This is a genomic window from Campylobacter sp. FU_520 (genome assembly GCF_025772385.1).
In the GTDB taxonomy this organism is placed as follows: Bacteria; Campylobacterota; Campylobacteria; order Campylobacterales; family Campylobacteraceae; genus Campylobacter_D; species Campylobacter_D lari_C.
Genome location: NZ_JAKMRZ010000008.1, coordinates 1 through 22,959 on the forward strand (window position 1 = coordinate 1; position 22,959 = coordinate 22,959).

The 22,959-nt window shown below is 30.6% G+C and carries 23 protein-coding genes, 6 tRNA genes and 1 rRNA gene; 11 read left to right on the plus strand and 19 right to left on the minus strand.

Translation table 11 applies throughout. From position 1 onward, the window contains the following. From L8W55_RS04115 to tig, 17 genes are all read right to left on the minus strand, one after another. Window positions 1-353: ribosomal RNA gene (locus tag L8W55_RS04115) — 16S ribosomal RNA — on the minus strand; the annotation flags it as partial. Between the two features lie 405 nt (window positions 354-758). Then, on the minus strand, window positions 759-1,625 hold the full coding sequence (locus L8W55_RS04120; RefSeq protein ID WP_263677466.1) for a hypothetical protein: 867 nt from the start codon (window positions 1,623-1,625) through the stop codon (window positions 759-761). Between the two features lie 101 nt (window positions 1,626-1,726). Further along, window positions 1,727-1,811 (minus strand) — tRNA-Leu (locus tag L8W55_RS04125). Window positions 1,812-1,816: 5 nt separating this feature from the next. Continuing rightward, window positions 1,817-1,893 (minus strand) — tRNA-Arg (locus tag L8W55_RS04130). A gap of 27 nt (window positions 1,894-1,920) precedes the next feature. After that, a tRNA-Arg gene (locus L8W55_RS04135) sits at window positions 1,921-1,997 on the minus strand. A 3-nt stretch (window positions 1,998-2,000) separates the two neighbouring features. Further along, window positions 2,001-2,077: transfer RNA gene (locus tag L8W55_RS04140), tRNA-His, on the minus strand. A 12-nt stretch (window positions 2,078-2,089) separates the two neighbouring features. Beyond that, window positions 2,090-2,167 (minus strand) — tRNA-Pro (locus L8W55_RS04145). An 86-nt stretch (window positions 2,168-2,253) separates the two neighbouring features. After that, window positions 2,254-2,976 (minus strand): TerC family protein, encoded by a 723-nt coding sequence (locus L8W55_RS04150; protein WP_263677467.1) that lies wholly within the window; start codon window positions 2,974-2,976, stop codon window positions 2,254-2,256. Window positions 2,977-3,018: 42 nt separating this feature from the next. Further along, on the minus strand, window positions 3,019-3,591 hold the full coding sequence (purN, locus tag L8W55_RS04155) for a phosphoribosylglycinamide formyltransferase (protein WP_263674990.1): 573 nt from the start codon (window positions 3,589-3,591) through the stop codon (window positions 3,019-3,021). Continuing rightward, a complete protein-coding gene (locus tag L8W55_RS04160; protein ID WP_263677468.1) occupies window positions 3,582-4,928 on the minus strand; it encodes an NAD(P)H-hydrate dehydratase in 1,347 nt (448 codons plus the stop codon). The genes purN and L8W55_RS04160 overlap by 10 nt, the downstream gene beginning before the upstream one ends. Next, window positions 4,912-6,252 carry a DNA recombination protein RmuC gene (rmuC, locus tag L8W55_RS04165; protein ID WP_263677469.1) on the minus strand — a complete coding sequence of 447 codons (1,341 nt, stop codon included), beginning with the start codon at window positions 6,250-6,252 and terminating at the stop codon, window positions 4,912-4,914. The genes L8W55_RS04160 and rmuC overlap by 17 nt, the downstream gene beginning before the upstream one ends. A 2-nt stretch (window positions 6,253-6,254) precedes the next feature. Then, window positions 6,255-6,944 (minus strand): NYN domain-containing protein, encoded by a 690-nt coding sequence (locus tag L8W55_RS04170; RefSeq protein ID WP_039619378.1) that lies wholly within the window; start codon window positions 6,942-6,944, stop codon window positions 6,255-6,257. Between the two features lie 8 nt (window positions 6,945-6,952). Further along, window positions 6,953-8,461 (minus strand): YifB family Mg chelatase-like AAA ATPase, encoded by a 1,509-nt coding sequence (locus tag L8W55_RS04175; protein ID WP_263677470.1) that lies wholly within the window; start codon window positions 8,459-8,461, stop codon window positions 6,953-6,955. Next, window positions 8,458-8,982: a peptide deformylase gene (def, locus tag L8W55_RS04180; RefSeq protein ID WP_263677471.1), complete on the minus strand. Its 525-nt coding sequence runs from the start codon at window positions 8,980-8,982 to the stop codon at window positions 8,458-8,460. Before def ends, L8W55_RS04175 begins: the two co-directional genes overlap by 4 nt. After that, a complete protein-coding gene (locus L8W55_RS04185) occupies window positions 8,979-10,019 on the minus strand; it encodes a GGDEF domain-containing protein (protein WP_263677472.1) in 1,041 nt (346 codons plus the stop codon). Before L8W55_RS04185 ends, def begins: the two co-directional genes overlap by 4 nt. Before the next feature lie 14 nt (window positions 10,020-10,033). Next, entirely contained in the window at window positions 10,034-10,624 is a 591-nt protein-coding gene (gene clpP / locus L8W55_RS04190; protein WP_039619386.1) for an ATP-dependent Clp endopeptidase proteolytic subunit ClpP, read from the minus strand. Beyond that, a complete protein-coding gene (tig, locus tag L8W55_RS04195) occupies window positions 10,624-11,943 on the minus strand; it encodes a trigger factor (protein WP_263677473.1) in 1,320 nt (439 codons plus the stop codon). Before tig ends, clpP begins: the two co-directional genes overlap by 1 nt. A gap of 109 nt (window positions 11,944-12,052) precedes the next feature. Between tig and folE the strand changes: the two genes are divergently transcribed. From folE to L8W55_RS04250, 11 genes are all read left to right on the plus strand, one after another. Then, a complete protein-coding gene (gene folE, locus L8W55_RS04200; protein WP_012662169.1) occupies window positions 12,053-12,625 on the plus strand; it encodes a GTP cyclohydrolase I FolE in 573 nt (190 codons plus the stop codon). Further along, window positions 12,625-13,935 (plus strand): flagellar protein export ATPase FliI, encoded by a 1,311-nt coding sequence (gene fliI / locus L8W55_RS04205; protein WP_039619391.1) that lies wholly within the window; start codon window positions 12,625-12,627, stop codon window positions 13,933-13,935. The genes folE and fliI overlap by 1 nt, the downstream gene beginning before the upstream one ends. Before the next feature lie 53 nt (window positions 13,936-13,988). Continuing rightward, window positions 13,989-14,477 (plus strand): hypothetical protein, encoded by a 489-nt coding sequence (locus tag L8W55_RS04210; RefSeq protein ID WP_263677474.1) that lies wholly within the window; start codon window positions 13,989-13,991, stop codon window positions 14,475-14,477. Between the two features lie 53 nt (window positions 14,478-14,530). After that, window positions 14,531-14,710, plus strand: coding sequence for a putative motility protein (locus tag L8W55_RS04215; RefSeq protein ID WP_039619394.1), 180 nt, complete (start codon window positions 14,531-14,533; stop codon window positions 14,708-14,710). A 77-nt stretch (window positions 14,711-14,787) separates the two neighbouring features. Continuing rightward, window positions 14,788-15,933 carry a hypothetical protein gene (locus L8W55_RS04220; protein WP_263677531.1) on the plus strand — a complete coding sequence of 382 codons (1,146 nt, stop codon included), beginning with the start codon at window positions 14,788-14,790 and terminating at the stop codon, window positions 15,931-15,933. A 127-nt stretch (window positions 15,934-16,060) separates the two neighbouring features. Further along, entirely contained in the window at window positions 16,061-17,239 is a 1,179-nt protein-coding gene (locus L8W55_RS04225) for a NifS family cysteine desulfurase (protein WP_263677476.1), read from the plus strand. Between the two features lie 10 nt (window positions 17,240-17,249). Continuing rightward, entirely contained in the window at window positions 17,250-18,221 is a 972-nt protein-coding gene (locus L8W55_RS04230; RefSeq protein WP_087685319.1) for an iron-sulfur cluster assembly scaffold protein, read from the plus strand. Window positions 18,222-18,305: 84 nt separating this feature from the next. Continuing rightward, window positions 18,306-19,466 carry a Na+/H+ antiporter NhaA gene (gene nhaA, locus L8W55_RS04235; protein WP_263677477.1) on the plus strand — a complete coding sequence of 387 codons (1,161 nt, stop codon included), beginning with the start codon at window positions 18,306-18,308 and terminating at the stop codon, window positions 19,464-19,466. Continuing rightward, window positions 19,463-20,617, plus strand: a complete 1,155-nt coding sequence (gene nhaA, locus L8W55_RS04240) for a Na+/H+ antiporter NhaA (protein WP_263677478.1) — start codon at window positions 19,463-19,465, stop codon at window positions 20,615-20,617. The genes nhaA (L8W55_RS04235) and nhaA (L8W55_RS04240) overlap by 4 nt, the downstream gene beginning before the upstream one ends. Window positions 20,618-20,672: 55 nt before the next feature. Then, window positions 20,673-20,747, plus strand: a tRNA-Glu gene (locus L8W55_RS04245). Between the two features lie 64 nt (window positions 20,748-20,811). Further along, window positions 20,812-21,255 carry a GNAT family N-acetyltransferase gene (locus L8W55_RS04250; RefSeq protein ID WP_263677479.1) on the plus strand — a complete coding sequence of 148 codons (444 nt, stop codon included), beginning with the start codon at window positions 20,812-20,814 and terminating at the stop codon, window positions 21,253-21,255. Here the strand turns inward: L8W55_RS04250 and L8W55_RS04255 are convergent. Both L8W55_RS04255 and L8W55_RS04260 read right to left on the minus strand, forming a co-directional pair. Beyond that, window positions 21,252-21,878, minus strand: coding sequence for a trimeric intracellular cation channel family protein (locus tag L8W55_RS04255; protein WP_039629140.1), 627 nt, complete (start codon window positions 21,876-21,878; stop codon window positions 21,252-21,254). The genes L8W55_RS04250 and L8W55_RS04255 overlap by 4 nt on opposite strands. Before the next feature lie 34 nt (window positions 21,879-21,912). Next, window positions 21,913-22,956, minus strand: a complete 1,044-nt coding sequence (locus L8W55_RS04260; protein ID WP_039619407.1) for a Cj0069 family protein — start codon at window positions 22,954-22,956, stop codon at window positions 21,913-21,915. Window positions 22,957-22,959 lie beyond the last annotated feature (3 nt).

Sequence of the window (22,959 nt, forward strand, 5' to 3'; positions counted from 1 at the left end):
CTGCCTCCCGTAGGAGTCTGGACCGTGTCTCAGTTCCAGTGTGACTGATCATCCTCTCAGACCAGTTAAGCGTCATAGCCTTGGTGAGCCATTACCTCACCAACTAGCTGATACTATATAGTCTCATCCTACACCGAAAAAACTTTCCCTACTCAACTTGTGTTAAGCAGGAGTATAGAGTATTAGCAGTCGTTTCCAACTGTTGTCCTCTTGTGTAGGGCAGATTAACTATACCTTACTCACCCGTGCGCCACTAATCCACTTCTAGCAAGCTAAAAGCTTCATCGTTCGACTTGCATGTATTAGGCACGCCGCCAGCGTTCACTCTGAGCCAGGATCAAACTCTCCATAAAAAATAATTGGATAAGTTTAATCTTTTTCTTCAAAGAAAAAGTTGATTGTTAAGATTTAAAAATAAATCTTTCTGGCTCAATCGATCACTTATTTAGATTTCAAAGATTGACTATAAGATTTGATTAACAATATTAATAATTTAAAGAACAAATACTAAAAAATTAAGACAAAAAGTCTTAGCTTTTTAAAACCCTTTCGTTTGAAAAGGAAATGAAATTATAGCAATAAAAGCTTAAAGTTTTATTAAATAGATTGGATATGTGGGGAATTTGTTTTAGAATAAGAGAGATGCCGGGGGGGGGGGATAAAAAACTCCAAAAATTTTAGCAAGGCTTTTAAATTTTACATAAAACATATTTAACTATAAAGTTAAAACGCTTGTTTTGCCAAAATAATATATGGTTTTAACCAAATAGTTCCATAGCGTCTTTGTATGCACTAATTAATGAAGCTAAAGTAACAAAACCACCGATAATTAAAAAAATCATTTCGATTTTTTTTCTTTTATTCTCTTTTATCTTTTCCTTTTTATCTTCTTCTTGATTTTGTTCAATATGTAAAATATCAACAAGATTTTCTATCTGGATTTTAAGTTCTTGATGTTGCTCTAAAATATTGTAATATTGAAATATAATTTTCCATATTGCATGTTTTTGTTGGTAGTTATAGTGCACTGGATTACTAAAAAAATACTTTAGATTAAAAACATAAAAATCTTTTTTAATATCAATAACATCATGATAATTTTCTTTATCTATAATGCTTGAAGTTAAATTTAAATAATACTCCATTTTCTCACGATAAGCCAAAGAAAGCGCGAACATAGTCATTGTATCGTTAAATTTACTTTCACAATTATTAAATCTAGCCTGAAACAAAAAGCCTTTTTCTGAAAACACAACTTTAATATCTGGATTATCATAACAATTTGATTTATCTATTTTTAATGTAGAACTACCTCTTAATAGTTGCGATATTTTACCATCATTCATGTTTTCATCAGTATATGCAACTATATGATCTATCACACCTTTTTTAAATTGACAATACTCTTGACTTACCGAGACTCCATCTTTTATACATATAATACATATATCAAAAATTTTATATATTAATATTGTATCTTTGGCATACTTTTGATCTTCTATATTGGTATAAATTTCTAAATTTTGAGCCAAAAAGGTATGAAAAAAATCTTTTGTTCTTGTATCTTTTTTAAATTTATCCTTGCAAAAATTTTCGATAATTTTAACTTGATATGTATTTATCATGACATCTTCCTATTTTATAATATTATAAATTTAACTTATTGTTATAAATACGATTAAGATGAATTGTAAAAATTTAAATGCTTAAAAGAATTTTAAAATAGTGGTGCGGATGAAAGGACTTGAACCTTCACGCATTGCTGCACCAGATCCTAAGTCTGGCGTGTCTGCCAATTTCACCACATCCGCAAAAGTGGTACGCTCAAGAGGATTCGAACCTCTGACCTACGGCTTAGAAGGCCGTTGCTCTATCCAGCTGAGCTATGAGCGCAAAAAAATAAAAGTAACAATGGGCTTATGGTGCGCCCGATAGGAATCGAACCCATAACCTACAGATCCGAAGTCTGTCGCTCTATCCAGTTGAGCTACGAGCGCTGATGGGGTGAGTGATGGGAATCGAACCCACGACCCTCAGGACCACAATCTGATGCTCTAACCGACTGAGCTACACTCACCATTTATAAAAATGGTCGGGGTGAAAGGATTCGAACCTTCGGCCCCTTGGTCCCAAACCAAGTGCGCTAACCAGACTGCGCTACACCCCGATGTACAAAAATAAAGCGTTATTTTACATAAAAAAATATTAAAAGTCAAGATAAAAAAATATTTAGCATAAAAAATGCTAAATATTTTAAGAATTGTTTGTTTGTTTTTTTTGTGAAATGATGTTTAAAATTTCAACTATCAAAGAAAAAGCCATAGCTGTGTAAATATATGCTTTATCTATATGGATATCAAAACTTTCACATACTAAAACAAAGCCTATCATTACTAAAAATGCCAAAGCTAAGATTTTAATGCTTGGATATTTTTCTACAAAATCTGCAATTGGTTTAGAAGCAAAAAGCATAACTAAAACTGCAATAATCACAGCAATAATCATAACCTCTATATCTTGAGCAATGCCCACAGCAGTAATAACACTATCAAGAGAAAATACTATGTCTATCACAGCTATTTCAGCAACTACAACCCAAAGATTATTGCTAATTTTTATATTACTTTGACTTTCCTCTTGGTGCATTATACTTTCTTTAATTTCCTTAATAGACTTAACTATTAAAAACAACCCTCCAAGTAAAAGCACTAAATCCCTACCTGAAATTTCATTACCTAATATACTAAATAAAGGTGTGACAAGTTTCATTACCCAAAATAAAGACAATAATAATAAAATTCTAGTAATCATCGCAAAAGCAAGACCTAGAATTCTACCCTTATCTCTATGTTCTGGTGGTAATTTAGAAACTAAAATCGCTAGAAAAATGATATTATCAATCCCTAGTACAATCTCCAAAGCTGTAAGAGTAAGCAATACCACCCAAGCATCGACACTAAAAATCCATTCAAACATTTACTTTCCTTAAACAAAAAGCGTAATTATAGTGATGAAAAATTAATCATTTTCAAAAATTTTTACAATGGTTTCGGGCAAAAGTGTATGTTCGAGCTGGTGGATTTTATCTTCAAACTCTTCAAAGCTTAGCTTAGCTTTTTCAAACGCCTTTTGTGCAATGATTTTACCACCATCAAGCTCTTCATTAACCCAATGCACACTAATGCCTGCTACTTTCATATCACTTTCATAGCTTTCTTTGATAGCATGGGCACCTTTAAACAAAGGAAGCAAAGAAGGATGAAGATTAATAGCTTTTATATTTTGAGTGAAAATAGGACTCAAAATTCGCATAAATCCTGCTAAGATGGTCAAATCTGCTTGACTTTCTTTTATAATTTTTACTAATTCTGCGTCAAATTCTTCTCTTGAAGTAAATTTTTCATGTTCTATGATTTTAGTATCAAGATTATATTTTAAAGCTCTTTGTATGCCATAAGCTTCTTTTTTATTGCATACACACAAAACCACTTCAAAGGTATTTTTACCAAAAGTTTTTTTATGTAATTTTTCTAAAATATTTTCCAAATTGCTTCCATTACCACTAAATAAAACTGCTAATTTTATAAGCATTTTAACCCCTTTATTAATTTTAAAGCATCAAAACTAATTTTATTTTTCTTATAATTTTTAGCTACTAAAGCATGAGCTAATACTGCATTTTTAGCAGCTTCTAAAGCATTAAATTTAGCTCCAAGCAAGGCTGCTATCATGCCACTTAGCACATCCCCACTTCCACCTTTTGCCAAAGCTTCATTGCCACAATTTACTACAAAAAGTTTTTCTTTTTGAGCGATGATGGGATTAGCCCCTTTTAACACCAAAGCACATTGGAATTTAGAACTAAATTTTCTTGCATAAAAAAAGCGTTTGTTTTGAATTTCTTCTACACTTACATCCTCATTAAAACAAAGTTTTAAAAGCATAGAAAACTCTTTAGGATGAGGGGTTAAAACAACATCTTCTCTATTAAGATATGAAAGCAAATTTTCACTTTGAAAGCAATTTGCATCTAAGACTAAAGGAATGTTTTTTAATCTTTCATCTTTTAAAATACTTAAATCATCAAGTCCCATACCTATAGCAGCTGCATTTATTTTGCCTTCAATATCATCTTTTAGCATAATCAAAGGCGAAAAGCTTTCTTTAGCCACTAAAGACACAAGCCCCGCTCCAAACTCTAAAGCACCAAGTCCAGCTAAAGTACCCGCGCTTTTATTGGCAAAAATATAAACATGTCCAAAATCACCTTTATTTGAGTTAGCCTTTTTTGTAATGAGTTTTAAATCTTTTTTTTCTAGTAAAAAGCTTGAAGTATTTTGCATATAAGGTTTTAAACCCAAATTCGCAATTTTAATTTTACCTATAAATTCTTTTGCGAAATCTTCTAATAAAATTTCTTTAATTACCCCCATGCAAAGAGTATAATCAGCCTTAAAACATAGTTCTTGTCCAAGCCCGCTAGGAATATCACAAGCTATTTTTAAAGCTTTGCTTTTAGCAATTTTTTTAAAAATTCTTTGTAAATTTTCATCTAAAGCTTTATTTAAACCACTTCCAAAAACACAATCAACTATAATGTCAAAATCTTTAAATTTAGGTTCTTTTTTTAAGAAATTAAAACCTATATTTTTTAAAATTTGCTCTTGCTTGGTAAACACTGTACTTTTTTTATATGGCACAGTATAAGCAAAAGCTTTTTTTAAGTGTCTAATGGCCACAAGTCCATCAGCTCCATTTCCACCAGTACCAAGCAAAAATAAAATTTTAGCATTTTTTATGTTTTTACTTTTTTTCTTAATCAAATTTGCAAGCTCTATACCTGCATTTTCCATCATTAAAAACTCATTCAAACCTTTTTCAACAAGCTCTTTTTCATAAGAAATATTATCTTTAAATACTACTTTCATCGCTCATCTCACATTTTATAAGCTTTTGGGTTTTAGCGCCTAGCTCTTTAAGCTTTATCACTCTTGAAGCGATATTTCCACTTCCATGAGTAAGCTTTGTTTGCATATTATCTACATTTGAGTTTAATCTTTTGATGTTTTCTTTGATTTTTTCAAAATCATCTAAAACACCCGCAAATTTATCATGAAATTTGCCAAGCTCATCAAAAGCTTTTAGGATATTTTCATTACTTTGTATATTTTTCCATGAAATATTTATCGTATTTAGTGCCATAAAAAGAGTGTTTGGTGTGGTTAAATAAACCTTTTTTTTATAAGCGTATTGATAAATTTCAAGATCTACATTTAAAATCAAATCTAAGATATTTTGATAAGGTATAAAAAGCAAAACAAATTCATAAGTGTGTTTGTCATACTGCATATAAGGCTTTTTGGCTAACTCATCAATCCTTGATTTTAGATTATAAGCTAGATCAAGACAGGTATTTTGACTAATATCTTCAAAAGCAAAATCACTTGGCAAAGAAAATTTTGCATCTATGATTATACTTTTTTGTTTATCTAAAAATACTACCGCATCGGGAATATAGGTTTTACCCTCATCTTGAAATCTCTCTTGCAATTTATACTGCACGCCCTCTACCAAACCACTATTTTCTAAAACAGATTTTAGTTGTAATTCTGCAAAATTACCACGAATTTTTTTATCACCCTTTAAAATTTTAGCTAGCTTATCTGCATTTTCTGTCATATTTTGACTAAATTTAAACATATTATCAATATGAGTTTTAAGACTAATTTCATTTGAATTCAATCTTTCATTGTATTCTTTAACACTTTTTTTCACAGGCAAGAAAATTTCTTCTAATATTTTTTTTGTATCCTCATTGAGCATAAGTTTGTTTTGGTTTAAAATGCTAGCATTTTGTTTTTGTAAATTTTGTTCTAATTCTTGTTTTAATTCTACCAAACCTTGCTTGTATTTTTCTTCTAGTTTTATTAAGGTTTGAGTATATTCTTCTTTTAAGTTCGCACGCTCTTTTAAATGTATATTTAAAAGTTCTTGCTGAGTTTGTTCTTTTTGAGCTAATTTTGCTTCTAAAGCTTCATTTTTAGATAAATATAATATTTTTTCATCTAAAAGTTTGGAATTTTTTTCCATAAGTGTAGTTTTTTCAAGCTCTAAATTAGCAAGTTGATTTTGCAAAACTATGTTACTTTGGTTTAAAAATTCCAATTTTGCTTTTTCTTTTTGGCTTTTAAATACATACCATATAAAAGCTAAAATTACAACAACTAAAAAGGCTATCATGGTATTTTCCATTTTTAAGCCTTTGTTTTTTCAATAAGAAAATAAATATTTTTTTCATTACCTTCTTTAAATTGTTTCATTTGCGGTAAAAACTCTTTTACTAAAGCTCTAAAATTTTTAAAACCAAAATTTTGAGGGATAAAATTTGCGTGTTTTCTATTCATATTAGTGCGAATTTGAGCATATTCAGCACGACCTTTTTCTTCTATTAAGGCTTCTGTGATATTGATTAAATCTTTGATATATTCTTTAGTGCTTAATATTTTTTCTTTAGATTCATCTTGATCTAAATAAAAAAATTCACTAAAAGAATTCACATAAGATTTTACAGCTTGTTTTAAACCCATACCTATAACTTGCTTTTTACCCTCTTTAAGTCTTTGGATTAAACTAGTATAATCACTATCGCTTGAAACAATGACAAAAATATCAATATCTTTTTCATAAAAAAAACTCATAATCTCAGTGATTAAGTACATATCGCTTGAGTTTTTATTAGCTATAAAATTAAATTGTTGCATAGCGATAATAGAATATTGTGCGATTTGTTCTTTCCAATTTTGTATATTTTTTTGTGTCCAATCTCCATAAATTCGTTTTATAACGATTTCTCCATAATCAGAAGCGATATCAAAAATAGATTTTGCATATTTTGAAGGAATATTTTCTGCATCAATAAAGATCGCCACACTTTTGTTATCCATTTTCTCTCCTATGTAGTTCTCATTCTAAAACTTAATGCTTTTAAAATATGAGTTTTTAAAATCAACTCACTTTGCTCTAAATCTGCAATGGTTCTTGCTACTTTTATGGTTTTATTTACCCCTCTTTGAGAAAGATTATATGAATTTATAGCCTTTTGTAAAATTTCATTCGCAGTAGAATCTAAAATACAAAATTGTTTCAGCTGCTCATCATTTAATTTAGCATTAAATTCTTCTTGTTTTCTTTGCTTTTGAAATAAAAATCCTTTAAAAACCATTTCACTCATCTGTTTAGAGCTTAAACTTGTTTTATCTTCATGCGAAATCTCATCCATGGCCACATAAAGATCAATTCTATCTAAAATAGGAGATGAAATTTTATTTTTATATTTTTTAATTTCTATCTCTTGGCAACGACATGCAAGACTTTTAGAAAATAAATTTCCACAAGGACAAGGATTTTGCGCACAAGCAAATAAAAATTTAGTTTCATAAATCACTTTGGTATTAACTCTTGAAATAAGAATTTTAAAATCCTCTAGCGGCTCTCTTAAACTTTCTATGATTTGTTTTGAAAAATGGGGAAACTCATCAAAAAACAAAACCCCTCCATTTGCAAGTGCTATTTCTCCTATCTTAGCATTTTTAGTTCCTCCGCCAAAAATACTAGCTCTAGTACTTGTATGATGAGGACTTCTAAAAACCCTACTAGCACTAAAATCATCATCTAAAGAGTTTAATGACTTATAGGCATTTTGAGCTAAAATTTCTTTCAAACTTTGTGGTGGCATGATGAAAGGAAGTCTTTTAGCACACATACTTTTACCACTACCTGGACTACCTTCAAATAAAATATTATGCATACCCAAAGCTGCTATTATGCAAGCAAATTTAGCATTTTCTTGACCCTTAACTTCTTTAAAATCATAAGGGTAAATAGAATTTTTTATATATTTTTGATTATTGATTTCTATGGCATTTTCAAACAAAGGATGAGCGTTATTTATATGATAATTCTCATAATTTTTTTCTTTAAAAAAATCTATAGCTTGAGCTAAATTTTCCAAAGCATAGATTGTTAAGTTAGGTATCATCGAAGCTTTTTGTGCTATGGCTTTTGGCACCACTACTTTGGCATTTTGTACTTTTGCACTTAAAAAAAGCAAGATAGAAAATAAACTAGCAGTACTTTTAATACTCCCATCTAAACCAAGTTCCCCAAAAACAAAAAAATCATCTAAATTTTCTTTTTGAAATAAAATCAAAATCGCAATAGCTAAGTCAAAATGAGAACCATTTTTAGGGATATCTGATGGACTAAGATTGATAGTGATTTTTTGTGCTGGGAAATTGAAATTTTGACTTAATAAAGTCGCCTTAACCCTTTCTGTGCTTTCTTTGATAGTAGAATTTGCAAGACCTACTATACTAAAACTTGGCAAACCTCTTGTGAAAGTTGATTCTACATCGATAATATCAAGCTCTGTAGAAAAACTTGCACATTTTAGTTTTTTCATTTGTTCTTTTTGGATTTTTTCTTAAAGTCTTTATCAAATTTTTGGCGTTTTAAAAAAGAAAGTTTTTCTATAAATAAATGCCCATCAAGATGATCAACTTCATGTTGAATAGCCACTGCTAAAAAATCATGCGCTTGTAAACTTTGTGGCTTGCCAAATCTATCTTGATAATCAAGTTGTATATTTTTATAGCGCATTACATCTTCATAAAAACCTGGTATGCTTAAACAACCTTCATTGCAAGAAATTTTTTCATCATCTAAAGGTGTTATAATAGGATTAATAATTTCTAAAAGAGTTTGTTTATCTTCTTTTTGCTTACCTTCTTCATCGCCAATATCTACAAGCAAAGCTCTAATTGGCACATCAACTTGAATAGCAGCTAAACCTACACCCTTATTAGCTATCATTGTTTCATACATATCATCTAAAAGTATATGTAAATCTTTATCAAAATTTTCTACTTTTTTTGACTCTAAAAATAATCTTGGATTAGGATAGGTAATTATTTTTCTTATCATTTTTCTTTTTCCACTATTATAAAGGGTTCTAAATTTTTTCCTGAATCTTTTAAAGCTTCAATGCATTTTTCTATTAATTCTTCACCTTTGCTATCTTGATTAACAGCACTTATAGCCACTTCAACATCTACATCTATTTCTTTATCTGCTAGGAAAAAATTTGAATTTTCTAAAGATTCTAAAATTTTATTGCATATTTCTTGTGCTTTTTCTAAATTTGTATGAGAAATCATCATAGCAAAAATATTGTTTCCGCAATGAGCAACTATATCACTTGAAGAGACATTTTTGCTAAAAATTCTACACACACTCTTTAGGAAAGCATTTTTTTCTTTCTGGGTATAAGTTTGCTCAAGAATTTCTTCTTTTACTCTAAAAAATATTAAGGAAGTATGATAATTATATTTTGCATTACTTTCAATGCTTTTTTCTAAATTTTCTAAAAAGTATTTTTTATTATAAACTCCAAATTTAGAGTCAAAATCACTTTGCTCTTCTATATGTTTATAAGTTTGTCTAACCTCATCAAAATTTTCTTTAATCTCATCTGAATACTTGTCTAAAATACTAGAAAATCTTGAAAGATCTGCTTCAAGAGCGTGAATTACGTTAGATACTGCTAAATTGCCTGTACTAATTGCAAGCTCTGAATTACGTCTTCTTAGCATATCTTTAACTGTTTCAAGATGCCTATAAATCATAGCAATGTATTGTAATAATGCCGAAGTAGAACTAAAACTTTTTTTGATTTCTTGCTCTATATTTGCACGTTTGATACCATCATCATTTTGCTCAAATTCCATAATCTCACTAACTTTTTTCTTAAAAGCCACCGGACGTTCTTCAAGCATTTTTTGAAAATAAACTCCATAATTAGTTGGTGTTGGAGGTACATTATCTTTTACAAGCTCAGTCAAAATAGACTTTGCAAATTTTTCAAATTCACCTCCACTAATTTTTTGAATTTTTGGAGCTTCTTTGGCTGGAGTTGGATCGCTACTTAAATTTAAATCAGCAAATAAATCATCATCTAACATTGCTATGTTTTTCCTTATTTAAAACTTTTTTCCAAAACCTTATCGATTAAGCCGTATTCTTTAGCCTCTAGCGCACTCATAAAAAAATCTCTATCGGTGTCTTTTTCTATTTTAGAGAGTTTTTGTTTGGTGTTTTTAGCCAAAATATCATTTAAGATTGCTTTTAATCTTAGAATTTCTTTTGCTTGAATTTCTATATCAGTTGCTTGTCCTCTTGCTCCACCTAGTGGTTGATGGATCATAATTCTTGAATTTGGCAAAGCAAATCTTTTCCCTGGAGCACCACAACTTAGCAAAAATGCACCCATTGAAGCAGCTTGACCAATACAAATAGTACTTACATCAGCTTTAATATAATTCATTGTATCATAAATACTAAATCCACTGGTTACAACCCCACCTGGTGAGTTAATATAAAGATAAATATCTTTTTGAGGATCTTCAGCCTCTAAAAACAAAAGCTGAGCTACGATAGAAGCAGCAAGATCATCATTGATCTCACCACTTAGCATGATAATTCTATCTTTTAAAAGTCTTGAATAAATATCATAACTTCTTTCGCCTCTGCTTGTTTTTTCAACCACATAAGGTATGTATGAGCTCATTATTTTTCACTTTCTTTTTCAGTTTTCTTTTTGTCATTTTTTTTGAAAATATCAGCAAAAAGTTTTTCTTCAATTAAAGACATTTTAATAGCAGGCAATGCACCTTGTTTTTTGTAATTATCTAAATGTTCTTGCGGGTTAAAACCATATCTATAAGCTTCAAAATAAATCGCTTGGATTAATTCTTGATCGCTTACTGTAACATTCCTAAGTTTTGCTAGCTCATCTATAATGAAAGTTAATTTTACGCTTTTTTGCGCATCTTCTTTAAAACTTTCTCTTTTTTCTTTGTATTTAGCCTCATCTTTAAATTCTTTTAATTCTTCTTCGCTTAAAGTTCTCAAAGAGCTTCTAAATTGCATATCTGTTTCTTGTTCTACTATATTTCTTGGTAAAACAAAGTCAAACTTAGCTACCAAAGCTTCTGCAAATTGATTTTTAAGCTCATCATTGATAAGTTTAAAGATTTTTTCATTTTTTAGTTGCTCTTTTAATTTTGCATCTAATTTTTCAACACTTGGTTCTTTTTCTTCAGGCAACAAGCTTTTTAAAAGCTCTTCATTTAACTCAGGTAATTTAAGTTCTTGAATTTCATGAATTTTTACTTTAAATACCGCATCTTTTCCTGCTAAATGTGCTGCACCATATTCTTTTGGAAAAGTTACATTAATATCTTTTTCCTCACCTGCCTTTAAACCAATCATACCTTCTTCAAATCCTGGTATGAATTGTTTTGAACCAATTTCTAAAACATAATTTTGAGCTTTTCCGCCATCAAAAGCTTTACCATCAACAAAACCTTCAAAATCAAATTTAGCAAAATCGCCTTCTTTTAAAACTCTTGCTTCTTTAATCGCTTCAGGAGTAGCAAATCTTTTTAATAATTCTTCTTTTTTTGCATCAATTTCTTTTTGAGTTACTTTTGGTGTATTATAAGTTGGAATTAGTTCTTCATATCCATCTAATTTTACTTCTGGTCTAAAAGATAATACCATTTGAGCCTCAATAGCGCCATCTTTTCTATCAAATTTTTCAAAATATGGCTCACCTACTAAATCTTTAGCCTCTTTTTGAACTTCTTTTAAAGCACCATCTACAGCATTTCTTAAAAGATCTTGCTCCGCATCTCTTGTAAGCTCTTTTTCATATCTTTTAAGTATAGCAGCAACAGGAACTTTTCCTGCTCTAAAACCATCCATTTTCATAGTTTTAGACGCTTTTTTAGCTAATTTTTCAACTTCTGCTTTAATAGCTCCTTGAGCAATTTTCACAGTAGCATTTGCATTTGCAAAATCAATTAGTTTTGCTGTAACTTCCATAATATTTTCCCTTTTTAAATAAAATTTTTTGATAATATACCAAAATTTTCCTTATCACTTTATATAAAAATAAAAATATGTTAAAATTTTAATTTTTGATGGAGAAAAAATGCAAGAAAAATTTGAACAATCAGTAAAAAATATGTTAGAAATTATCGGGGAAAATCCACAAAGAGAAGGGCTTTTAAAAACTCCTACAAGAGTTTTTAAGGCTTTTGAATTTTTAAATAGCGGTTATAAACAAGATCCAAAACAAATACTAAATGATGCCTTATTTGAAAGTTCAAACAATGAAATGGTTTTAGTAAGAGATATAGAATTTTACAGTCTTTGTGAACATCATCTTTTGCCTTTTTTTGGGCGCGTGCATGTTGCGTATATACCAGATAAAAAAGTCGTAGGACTTAGTAAAATTCCACGCCTTGTAGAAGTTTTTGCAAGACGCTTACAAATTCAAGAACAACTCACAGAGCAAATCGCAGAAGCTTTGATGGAACATGTAGGTGCAAAAGGTGTTGGAGTAGTTATTGAAGCAAGACATATGTGTGTTGAAATGCGTGGGGTACAAAAGGCAAATTCTACCACTAGCACTTCAGCATTAAGAGGTAGCTTTTTAAAAAGTGAAAAAACAAGAAAAGAATTTTTTACCTTAATTAACTCAGCAAAACAGGTTAGGTTTTAATGGGTTTAGAAAAACTTCGTAGCAAAATTGCTTCACAAAATCTTGCTAGTGTTTTTGGACAAATTACTAAAATTTCAAGTACTAGTATAGAAATAAATGGTTTAAAAACTAGCATAGGTGATATTATTAAAATAGTTTCTAGTGAAGATGAGAGCAAAGAAGCTATGGCTATGGTGGTAGAAGTAGATGAGAATTTAAGTTATTTGAGTCCTTTTGGTTTTGTGGAAGGTTTTAAAATAGGTGATCGTGCTTTTATTAACGATGCGGGTATGCAAATAGGTGTTAGTGATGAACTTTTGGGAAGAGTGGTTGATCCTTTTATGCGACCAAAAGATGGTAAAGGGCCTATTGAGGCAAGTAAATTTATGCCTATTATGCGTGCACCTATTGATGCAATGAAACGAGGTTTGATAGAAGAAGTTTTTCCAGTAGGTGTTAAAACAATAGATGCGCTTTTAACTTGTGGGGTAGGACAAAAACTTGGGATTTTTGCAGGAAGTGGGGTAGGAAAATCAACCCTTATGGGTATGATAGTAAAAAATTCCAAAGCTCCCATTAAAGTGATAGCTTTAATAGGGGAACGTGGTAGAGAAATTCCTGAGTTTATACAAAAAAATCTTGGTGGTAAACTTGATGATACTGTCATAATCGTTGCAACAAGTGATGATAGCGCGCTGATGAGAAAATACGGAGCATTTTGCGCTATGAGTGTGGCTGAGTATTTTAAAGAACAAGGCAAAGATGTGTTATTTATCATGGATAGTGTAACGCGTTTTGCTATGGCTCAAAGAGAAATAGGCCTAGCTCTAGGCGAGCCTCCTACAACAAAAGGCTATCCGCCAAGCGTTTTAAGTCTTTTACCTCAGCTTATGGAGCGCGCAGGAAAAGAAGAAGGCAAAGGAACTATAACAGCTTTTTTTACCGTGTTAGTTGATGGAGATGATATGAGTGATCCAATAGCTGATCAAAGCAGATCAATACTTGATGGCCATATAGTGCTTAGTCGCGAACTTACTGACTTTGGAATTTATCCGCCTATAAATATACAAAATTCAGCCTCAAGGGTTATGGGAGATATTATTAGTGATGAACACAAACTAGCTGCTAGAAAATTTAAGCGTTTAAATTCTTTGCTTAAAGAAAATGAAGTTTTGCTTAGAATTGGTGCTTATCAAAAAGGCACTGATAAAGAACTTGATCAAGCCATTGCTAAAAAAGACTTTATGCAACAATTTCTAAGTCAAAATCCTGAAGAAAGTTTTGAATTTGAAGATACCATTAATATGCTTAAGATGATTGATATGCAATAATTGGAATGATTCTTGCTTTTTTATGATAAAAAGTCATGAAAAAAGGATGGATCATGTCAAATGTAACGTTTTTGGATCATCAACAAAGTTTAGGTTTAAAATATACTGATATTTGTCAAAATATTTTTGAAAGAGAAATCTTTACACATATGTTTTTAGAGTGTGTAAGCTTTGTTTTACTAGAAGATAAAGCTAAGTTAAAATACTTAAAGATTATTAATTCAAAAGAAGAATTTATCGTTGAATTTAAAATTAATAATCAAAAAAAATCTTTTATTATCAATGATAAAAAAAGCTTGAATGCAGAATTTAGTGCAAAAAGAATGACTCAAGATGAGTACGAAAGAGAAGTAGCTAGAATCTATCAAATAGAAAGATATTTAAAAACACAAAGTAATCTTCAAAATTTTTCTAGCGAAATTAGCGCTACCATGAAAAATCTTTTTAAAGATATGGATGAGTTTAAAAACTATATCGATATGCTTGAAGCAAAAGAAAACACTCACAATCACTACTTATCAAAAATTTATAATATAGCTTAATATTAACCAAACTTTGCCGATAATATTACTAATCCAAACAAAAGGAGTATGTTATGGGCGAAGTTACTAACAATCAAGCAAGTTTAATGCTTAACATTGCAACTACTATGATGAAAAAAACCATAGAAGCCAATGAAAATGCAGTAATGCAAGTACTTGAAGGCGTAAATGCAAACCCTGCTCCAACTACTACTCCTAGCACTAGTTCAGGATTACTTGACATTTACGCTTAATTTTTCTCTTCGATTCAAAAATTTTGGCATAGCTTTTGCTTTTTTAAAGCTAAGCAATATTTTTGAAGAGAAGAGTTATGTTTGTAAATTCTAATGTCAATCCGTATCAGAATTTTGCAAATTATCCTTTTGCAAAGACTGGACACGCAGAAGAAAAAAAAGAAAATACTAATATTAAAAGTGATTTACTTGATATAAAAAGTTCTAATTTAGACTATAAGGTGACTTATGCAAGTGAATTTGGTTTTAGAATCAATGAGCAAGGTTTTTTTGAAAAAGATCTTAATAAAGCAGCTGCTTTGCCTCTTGATTATGATATTAATATAAAAAGCATAAGAGAAATTTCAAAACAACTTATAAAGCTTGATGAGAATTTAAACTATAACAAAATAGACTTACCAAGACTTTTAAATACTTATCATAATACATTAAAAACCATCAACCATGAATTTCAAAAAAATGATAATGGCTTTTTAAATAAAGCTCAAATTTCAGAGTTAAATCAAGGCTATAGTTATACTTATGAAGGAAAAATTTTAAAAGTTTATGAAAATGCTAAAAGTTTACAAAATGCAAAAGAAACAAATAAAAATTTAAACACCTTAATGCTTGATAATAAAATAGGCGACTTTGCGTTTAATACAAGCATTGAAAATACAGCTAGCAATCCTATTATAAAACCTTATTTAAACCGTCAAGGCGCAGTTTCTAAAAGTGGATTATTGCTTAATTATATTTATCATGATTTAAAAGAACAAAATCATCAAAAGGCTAATTTCTTTTTATCTCCTATTGAGTTAGATATGTCTTCTAATGTAAATTTTCAAAAACTCATGAGAGGTCAAATGAGCATGCAAGATTATCTAAGTGAAAGCAATAAAGAAAAAATGAGTTTTGATCTATACTTACATATTAATGGGGTAGATAAAAATAACACTTCAGAAGATAAGCTTTCAGTTTTTTTTCAACAATACATTAACTATCAACACAGTATCAATATGCAAGAATTTGCCAATTCAAGCTCTATTTATAGTCTTTATAGTGAACAAATTAGCAAAGATTTTGAAGTTTTAAAAAAAGACTTCAATCAAAATGATTCTAATATCGATCTTGAAAAGATTAATACCCAAAAAGAACTTTTAGATACTCAATTTTTAGAAAATCGCAAAAGGCAAGCAAGTATTAATAAAATTTTACACTCTTATTTAAACGCTATGGCTTAAACTTGTGCTAAAATAATAATAAAAATTTTTGCACAAGTTAAAAACTTACTTGATTTAATATTAAATTTAATATTTTAGTGTATATTAACAAAAAAGATAAAAATTATCCTAATTAAAGGAGCATAATTTGAGAGTTTATTTAGATAACAATGCAACAACACAGCTCGCACCAGAAGCTTACGAGCTTATGAAACCTTTTTTAAAAGAACATTATGGCAATCCAAATAGCCTTCATCAATGGGGTAGTACAACTCATCCTGCTTTAAAAGAAGCTATGGATAAACTTTATACAGGACTTGGAGCAAGCGATTTAGATGATATCATTATCACTTCCTGTGCTACAGAGAGTATTAATTGGGTATTAAAAGGTGTGTATTTTGATAGAATTTTAAATAGCGATAGAAATGAAGTAATTATTTCTAGTGTAGAACATCCTGCAGTAGCAGCTAGTGCTATGTTTTTGAAATCTTTAGGAGTAAAAGTCATAGAACTTGGCGTTGATCATGAGGGTGTTTCTAGTGTAAAAGATTTAAAAGAAGCTATTTCAGATAAAACTGCGCTAGTAAGCATTATGTGGGCAAATAATGAAACTGGTATGATTTTTCCTATAGAAGAAATGGCTCAAATTGCTCATGAATATGGAGCATTATTTCATACTGATGCAACTCAAGCTGTTGGAAAAATCAAGGTTAATTTTGCAAAAGCTGGGGTTGATTTTGCTTCATTTTCTGCACATAAATTTCATGGTCCAAAAGGTGTAGGTGGACTTTATATTAAAAAGGATATAGAATTAACTCCGCTTTTACATGGTGGTGAACATATGGGTGGTAGAAGAAGTGGAACTTTAAATGTACCATATATTATAGCAATGGCAGAAGCTTTAAGAATTGCAAATACTATGCTTGATTTTGAAAACTCACACATTAGAAGATTAAGAGATAAATTAGAAGATTTAATTTTAGCTATGCCTGATACAAGTGTAGTTGGAGATAGATCAAGAAGAGTTCCTAATACAATATTAGCAAGTATTAAAGGCGTAGAAGGCGAGGCTATGCTTTGGGATTTAAACAAAAATGGTATAGCAGCAAGCACCGGTTCAGCCTGTGCTAGCGAAGCACTTGAGAGTAATCCTATCATGGAAGCAATTGGCGCAGAAAATGACTTAGCACACACCGCTCTAAGACTTTCTTTATCAAGATTTAACACAGAAGATGAAATTGATTATGTAGCAGAGCAAATAAAAAAAGCAACGCAAAGACTTAGAGCAATCTCAAGTACTTATGCATATAAGCCTGAAAACATTTAAAGGATAAAAAATGGCAAAGAATAATTTAATTGGCGGATCAATTTGGGATGAGTATTCTCAAAAAGTACAAGATAGAATGAATAACCCTCAGCATATGGGTGAATTCACACAAGAAGATGCGCAAAAAGCAAATGCAAAACTTATTGTTGCAGATTTTGGAGCTGAAAGCTGTGGTGATGCGGTTAGGCTTTATTGGTTAGTGGATGAAAAAACTGATAAAATCATTGATGCTAAATTTAAAAGCTTTGGCTGTGGTACAGCAATAGCAAGTAGTGATACTATGGTTGATCTTTGTATAGGTAAAACTGTAGATGAGGCTGTAAAAATTACAAATTTAGATGTTGAATTTGCTATGAGAGATAACCCTGAAACTCCTGCGGTTCCACCGCAAAAAATGCACTGTTCGGTTATGGCTTATGATGTTATCAAACAAGCTGCAGCGCATTATAAAGGTGTTAATCCTGAAGACTTTGAAGATCAAATCATAGTTTGTGAATGTGCTAGAGTAAGCCTTGGAACCATCAAAGAAGTAATTAAACTAAATGATTTACATACAGTAGAAGAAATCACGCAATTTACTAAAGCAGGAGCTTTTTGTAAATCTTGTGTTAAGCCTGGAGGACATGAGAAAAAAGATTATTACCTTGTAGATATTTTAGCTGAAACTAGAGCTGAAATGGAAAGAGAAAAGCTAAAAGATCAAAGCAAAACCGATATTGCTTTTGATGATATGACCATGGTTAAACAACTAAAAGCAGTAGAGGCTGTTTTAGATAGCGATGTGCGTCCTATGCTACATGGAGATGGTGGGGATTTAGAAGTAATTGATATTCAAAAAAGTGACAATAAAAATATAGATATTTACATACGTTATCTTGGAGCATGTAGTGGCTGTTCAAGCGGGAGCGGTGCAACCTTGTATGCTATAGAAAATATTTTACAAGAAGAACTTAGCCCAAATATACGCGTTATACCTGTTTAAGCAGTTTTTCTGCTTAAACTTTAAATTTCAAGCCTTTTTATGTTAAAATAACGCATTAATTAAAAATTTAAAAAGGCTATTTATATGCAAAGACTTCAAACCTTTGTTAAAAGCGAAACTTTTCCGGGTGTTTTGCTAATATTTTTTACCGTACTTGCATTAATTTTACAAAACAGCTCTTTAACGGATCAATATACCAATTTTTTAAATATTCCTTTTGGGTTTCAAGCAGGAAGTTTAGAAATTTTTAAACCTTTGCTTTTATGGATTAATGATGGACTTATTGCGATTTTTTTCTTTGCAATAGGGCTTGAATTAAAATATGAAGTAACAAGAGGACAGCTAAATAGTATAAAAGCTATGTCTTTACCTGTATTTGCTGCACTTGGTGGTATGATAGTACCTGCATTGATTTTTGCGTTTTTTAACTATAAAGATGCTTTTGCTTTACAAGGTTGGGCTATACCAACAGCGACTGATGTGGCTTTTGCAGTAGGAATTTTAATGCTTTTAGGCAAAAGAGTACCTACTTCTTTAAAATTATTCTTACTTTCTTTAGCTATTTTTGATGATTTGGGTGCGATTATTGTGATTGCTTTATTTTACACAAGCGAGCTTTCAGTATTTGCTATGATCGCTGCTTTGGTATGTATATTAGCACTTTATTTGCTAAATCATTTTCATGTTACTAAAAAATCCTTTTATATCATTATAGCTATAGTATTTTGGATAAGCATGTTAAAAAGTGGAGTGCATGCAACTTTAGCGGGTGTGATTACTGCTTTATTTATACCACTTCAAACAAAAAGTGGTGAATCTTTTTTAAAAGAAATCGAACATGATTTAGCACCTTGGGTAAGTTATTTTATTTTACCTATTTTTGCCTTTGCAAATGCAGGTGTTGATTTAAAAGATATGGATCCAAGTTTTATGTTTTCTTCTGTTAGCTTAGGTATTATTTTAGGTTTATTTTTAGGAAAACAAATAGGTGTCTTTTTATTTTCATATATTAGTATAAAACTAGGTTTAGCAAAACTTCCGCAAAATGTTAATTTCAAACAGCTCTATGGGGTTTGCATACTCACAGGTATAGGTTTTACCATGAGCTTTTTTATAGATGGCTTAGCTTATCAAAATAGTGATATTTTTGCATATTCAGATAAGCTTGCTATTTTAATAGCCTCTTTGTTAAGTGCTGTGATTGGCTATGTTTATTTAAAACTCATTTATAGTTTCAAAAAATGAAATTTAAAAACCTCCAAAGCTTTTTATCTCTTGAAATTTTAGGAGGATTGTTGCTTTTAATAGCAACAATCTTTGCCTTGCTACTCAAAAATAGCCCTTATGGACAACACTATATGAATTTTTTAAGTGTAGAAATGGGTGTAAAAGTGGGTGTTTGGGAACTTTTTAAACCTTCTTTGTTATGGATTAATGATGGACTGATTGCAATTTTTTTCTTTGCAATAGGACTTGAATTAAAAAAAGAATTTGTTCAAGGAGAATTTAAAACTCTTAGCAATATTACTCTACCCTTAATAGCTGCTATAGGTGGTATAGTGGTACCTGCTTTGATATTTTGTGCTATTAATTTTAATGATACTTATGTTTTAAAAGGTTGGGCCATACCTACTGCAACTGATACTGCATTTGCTCTAGTTATACTTGCAATGCTAAAACAACGCATACCAAGTTCTTTAAAAATATTCTTAGTATCTTTAGCGATTTTTGATGATGTAGGAGCTATTTTAATCATTGCTATTTTTTATACAGGAGAGCTTTCTACTTTAGCTTTTTTTGTTGCCTTTTGCTGTATTGTAGGTTTGTTTTTACTTAATCGTTTGGGCAATGAAAGAAAATCATTTTATTATATACTTGGAGCATTACTTTGGCTTAGTGTATTAAAAAGTGGAGTACATGCAACTTTAGCAGGTATCATCACGGCTTTATTTATTCCTGTGCATACAAAAAACAACCATGGCCTATTAGAAGAAATTGAGCATGGTTTAAAATTTTGGATAGCTTTTATAATACTGCCACTTTTTGCTTTTGCTAACGCAGGGGTTGATCTTTCAAAAATTGAAGCACATATGCTATTTAGTGGTGTAAGTGTAGGGATTTTCTTAGGCTTATTTGCTGGAAAACAACTCGGTGTATTTGGCTTTGCTTATATGGCAATTAAATTTAAACTTGCAAAACTGCCAAAAGATGCTAATTTTAAACAACTCTATGGAGTTTGCATACTCACAGGTATAGGTTTTACTATGAGCTTTTTTATAGACGCCCTTGCCTATGAAGCAAGTGATATATTCAATTTTGTAGATAATTTTGCTATTTTACTAGCTTCCTTAGCTTCAGGTGTATTTGGCTATTTTTATCTACGTTTTGTAAAATAATTAAGCTTTTTTTAAATTAAATAAGATATAATTTCATTTCTTAATTTAATGTTTTGGCCCATTCGTCTAGCGGTTAGGACATCGCCCTTTCACGGCGGTAACACGAGTTCGAGTCTCGTATGGGTCACCACTTTTTAACTTCTAGATACAAAAATTGATTATAAATTCTGACATTCCATAAGGAGATTTCATTTGTGCATATAATAAATATATCAGACAAAAAAGATCTGTCAACAAAAGCTTCCAAATGGTTTTCTGAAAAATGGGGTATAGATGAAAAAATTTATTTTGAAAGCATAGAAAGTAGCTTTAACAGTCAAACTATTCCTCAATGGTATTTAGTTTTAGATAAAAACTCTATTATAGCTGGAGCTGGAATTATACAAAACGATTTTCACAACAGAAAAGATTTGGAGCCAAATTTATGTGCTTTATATGTTGAAGAAAATTACAGAGGAAACAAATTAACTAATCAATTATTAAAATTTATAAAAAATGATTTGAAAACAAAAAATATAAATAAATTTTACCTACTGACAGAACTTGTAGGATTTTATGAAAAATATGGTGGAATTTTTATTGAAAATATTATGGATAATGAAGCTTGTTCTTTAAGAGTTTATAAGATAGAATTTTAGCTTTCTTTATTTTCTCCATCCTTAAAAGAAAATATAGGTAAACTTAAACCATAATATATAGCCAAAAGTCTTGCTATGGTTCCTACAATCAATGAAGCAAGAATTACCCATAACTCATCTACGCCCAAAATATACAATATATAATACAAAGCACCTGTTAATATAGCAACACCCGCGTAAATTTCTTTTTGAAATACAAGTGGTATCCTAGCACACAATATATCTCTTAAAATCCCACCAAACACACCAGTAATCACAGCTGAACTCACAGCCACTATAAAACCATACCCCATTTGTATTGCAATTTGTGCGCCTAAAACACTAAAAACAACCAAACCTATAGCATCTAAAATCAAAAAAAGTTTTTCAAGTCTTATAACATATTTAGCAATTTTTGTTGTAATCATAGCTGCAACACAAATTAAAATCACATACTCAGGAGTTTTAATCCAAGTTAGTGGATGATGATCAAGCAAAATATCTCTAATCGAACCTCCGCCAATAGCTGTTACCAAAGCTATAAATATCACTCCAAAAAGATCCATTTTATGCCTTCCTGCAGCAATAGCTCCTGTCATTGCATCAACAGTAATTCCGATAATATAAAGTATAGTTAAAAGCATAATAAGTTTTAAAAAACCCTTGTTAAAACAAGGGTTAATTTTTACTTACGATATCAATGATATTTTGAGCTACTTTTTTAGCAATAGGCTCAACAAATTCAGCAGGAGAAGTAAATCCTACACAAGAGCAATTAATCTCACCTAAAACATACTTATCTTTACCATTCTCATCTGTATCTAAGATAAAATCAGCAGTCCAAATCAAAGGAATATCATAATTTCCAAGTTTTGAACGAATTTCAGGTAGGGTTGCTAAAAACCAATCAACCAATCCTTGCCAATCTTTTGGCTCATCATATCTATATTTTGCACCTGAAAAAAGTGTAGCAGAGAATGCATCAGCACCTTCTGCAGGCTTTTTATGCACTACATAAATTGGAGTATGATAAAGCATTAAAATTCTAATTTCACCTTCTTTAATACGCGGTAAGAAAGTCATATCTACAAGCATACCATTATCACCTATAATGTATTGCTCACAAAAGTCCATAAACTCACCAAGTTCTCTTTCTTCTGTATGATTATCTTTTGCTTCTGTGCATTTGATTTTTGCATTTAATGGCACGCTCACAGCTCCTGCTGGTAGCTCATCTATCAATCTCACACGCCAAATTCCCTCACCTGTTGAGCCACGATTTTGTTTTAAAACCCTCTCACCCTTTGCTAAAGTTTTTGGGAAACTTTCTTTAAAAGTTTTAATATCATAATACGCATAAGTATCTTCAGGTACTAAAGCTGTTTTATTAAGCTTAGTAAGTGCATCTTTAGCGCCATATCCTATCATCGCATCAGGATGAGGCATACCTATAACTCCATTTGCACAAAGTTTTCTGAGCATATCAAAATACTCGTTTTCTTCTTTTAAATTTCCTGGGTTGATTCTAGAAACATAAGCATCAGCATTGTTTTTTACATATTCATAAATTTCATCTTTTTTCTCTACTTCAAAAAAGATAACCTCAGCATTCCAACCTTGTTCTTTTAAGGCATTTACCATAGGCATAGTATCTTTTCTATGACCATCTTCACCTTTATCGCTACCACCTCTAACTTCAAAAAACACAATATTTTTTTTCATATT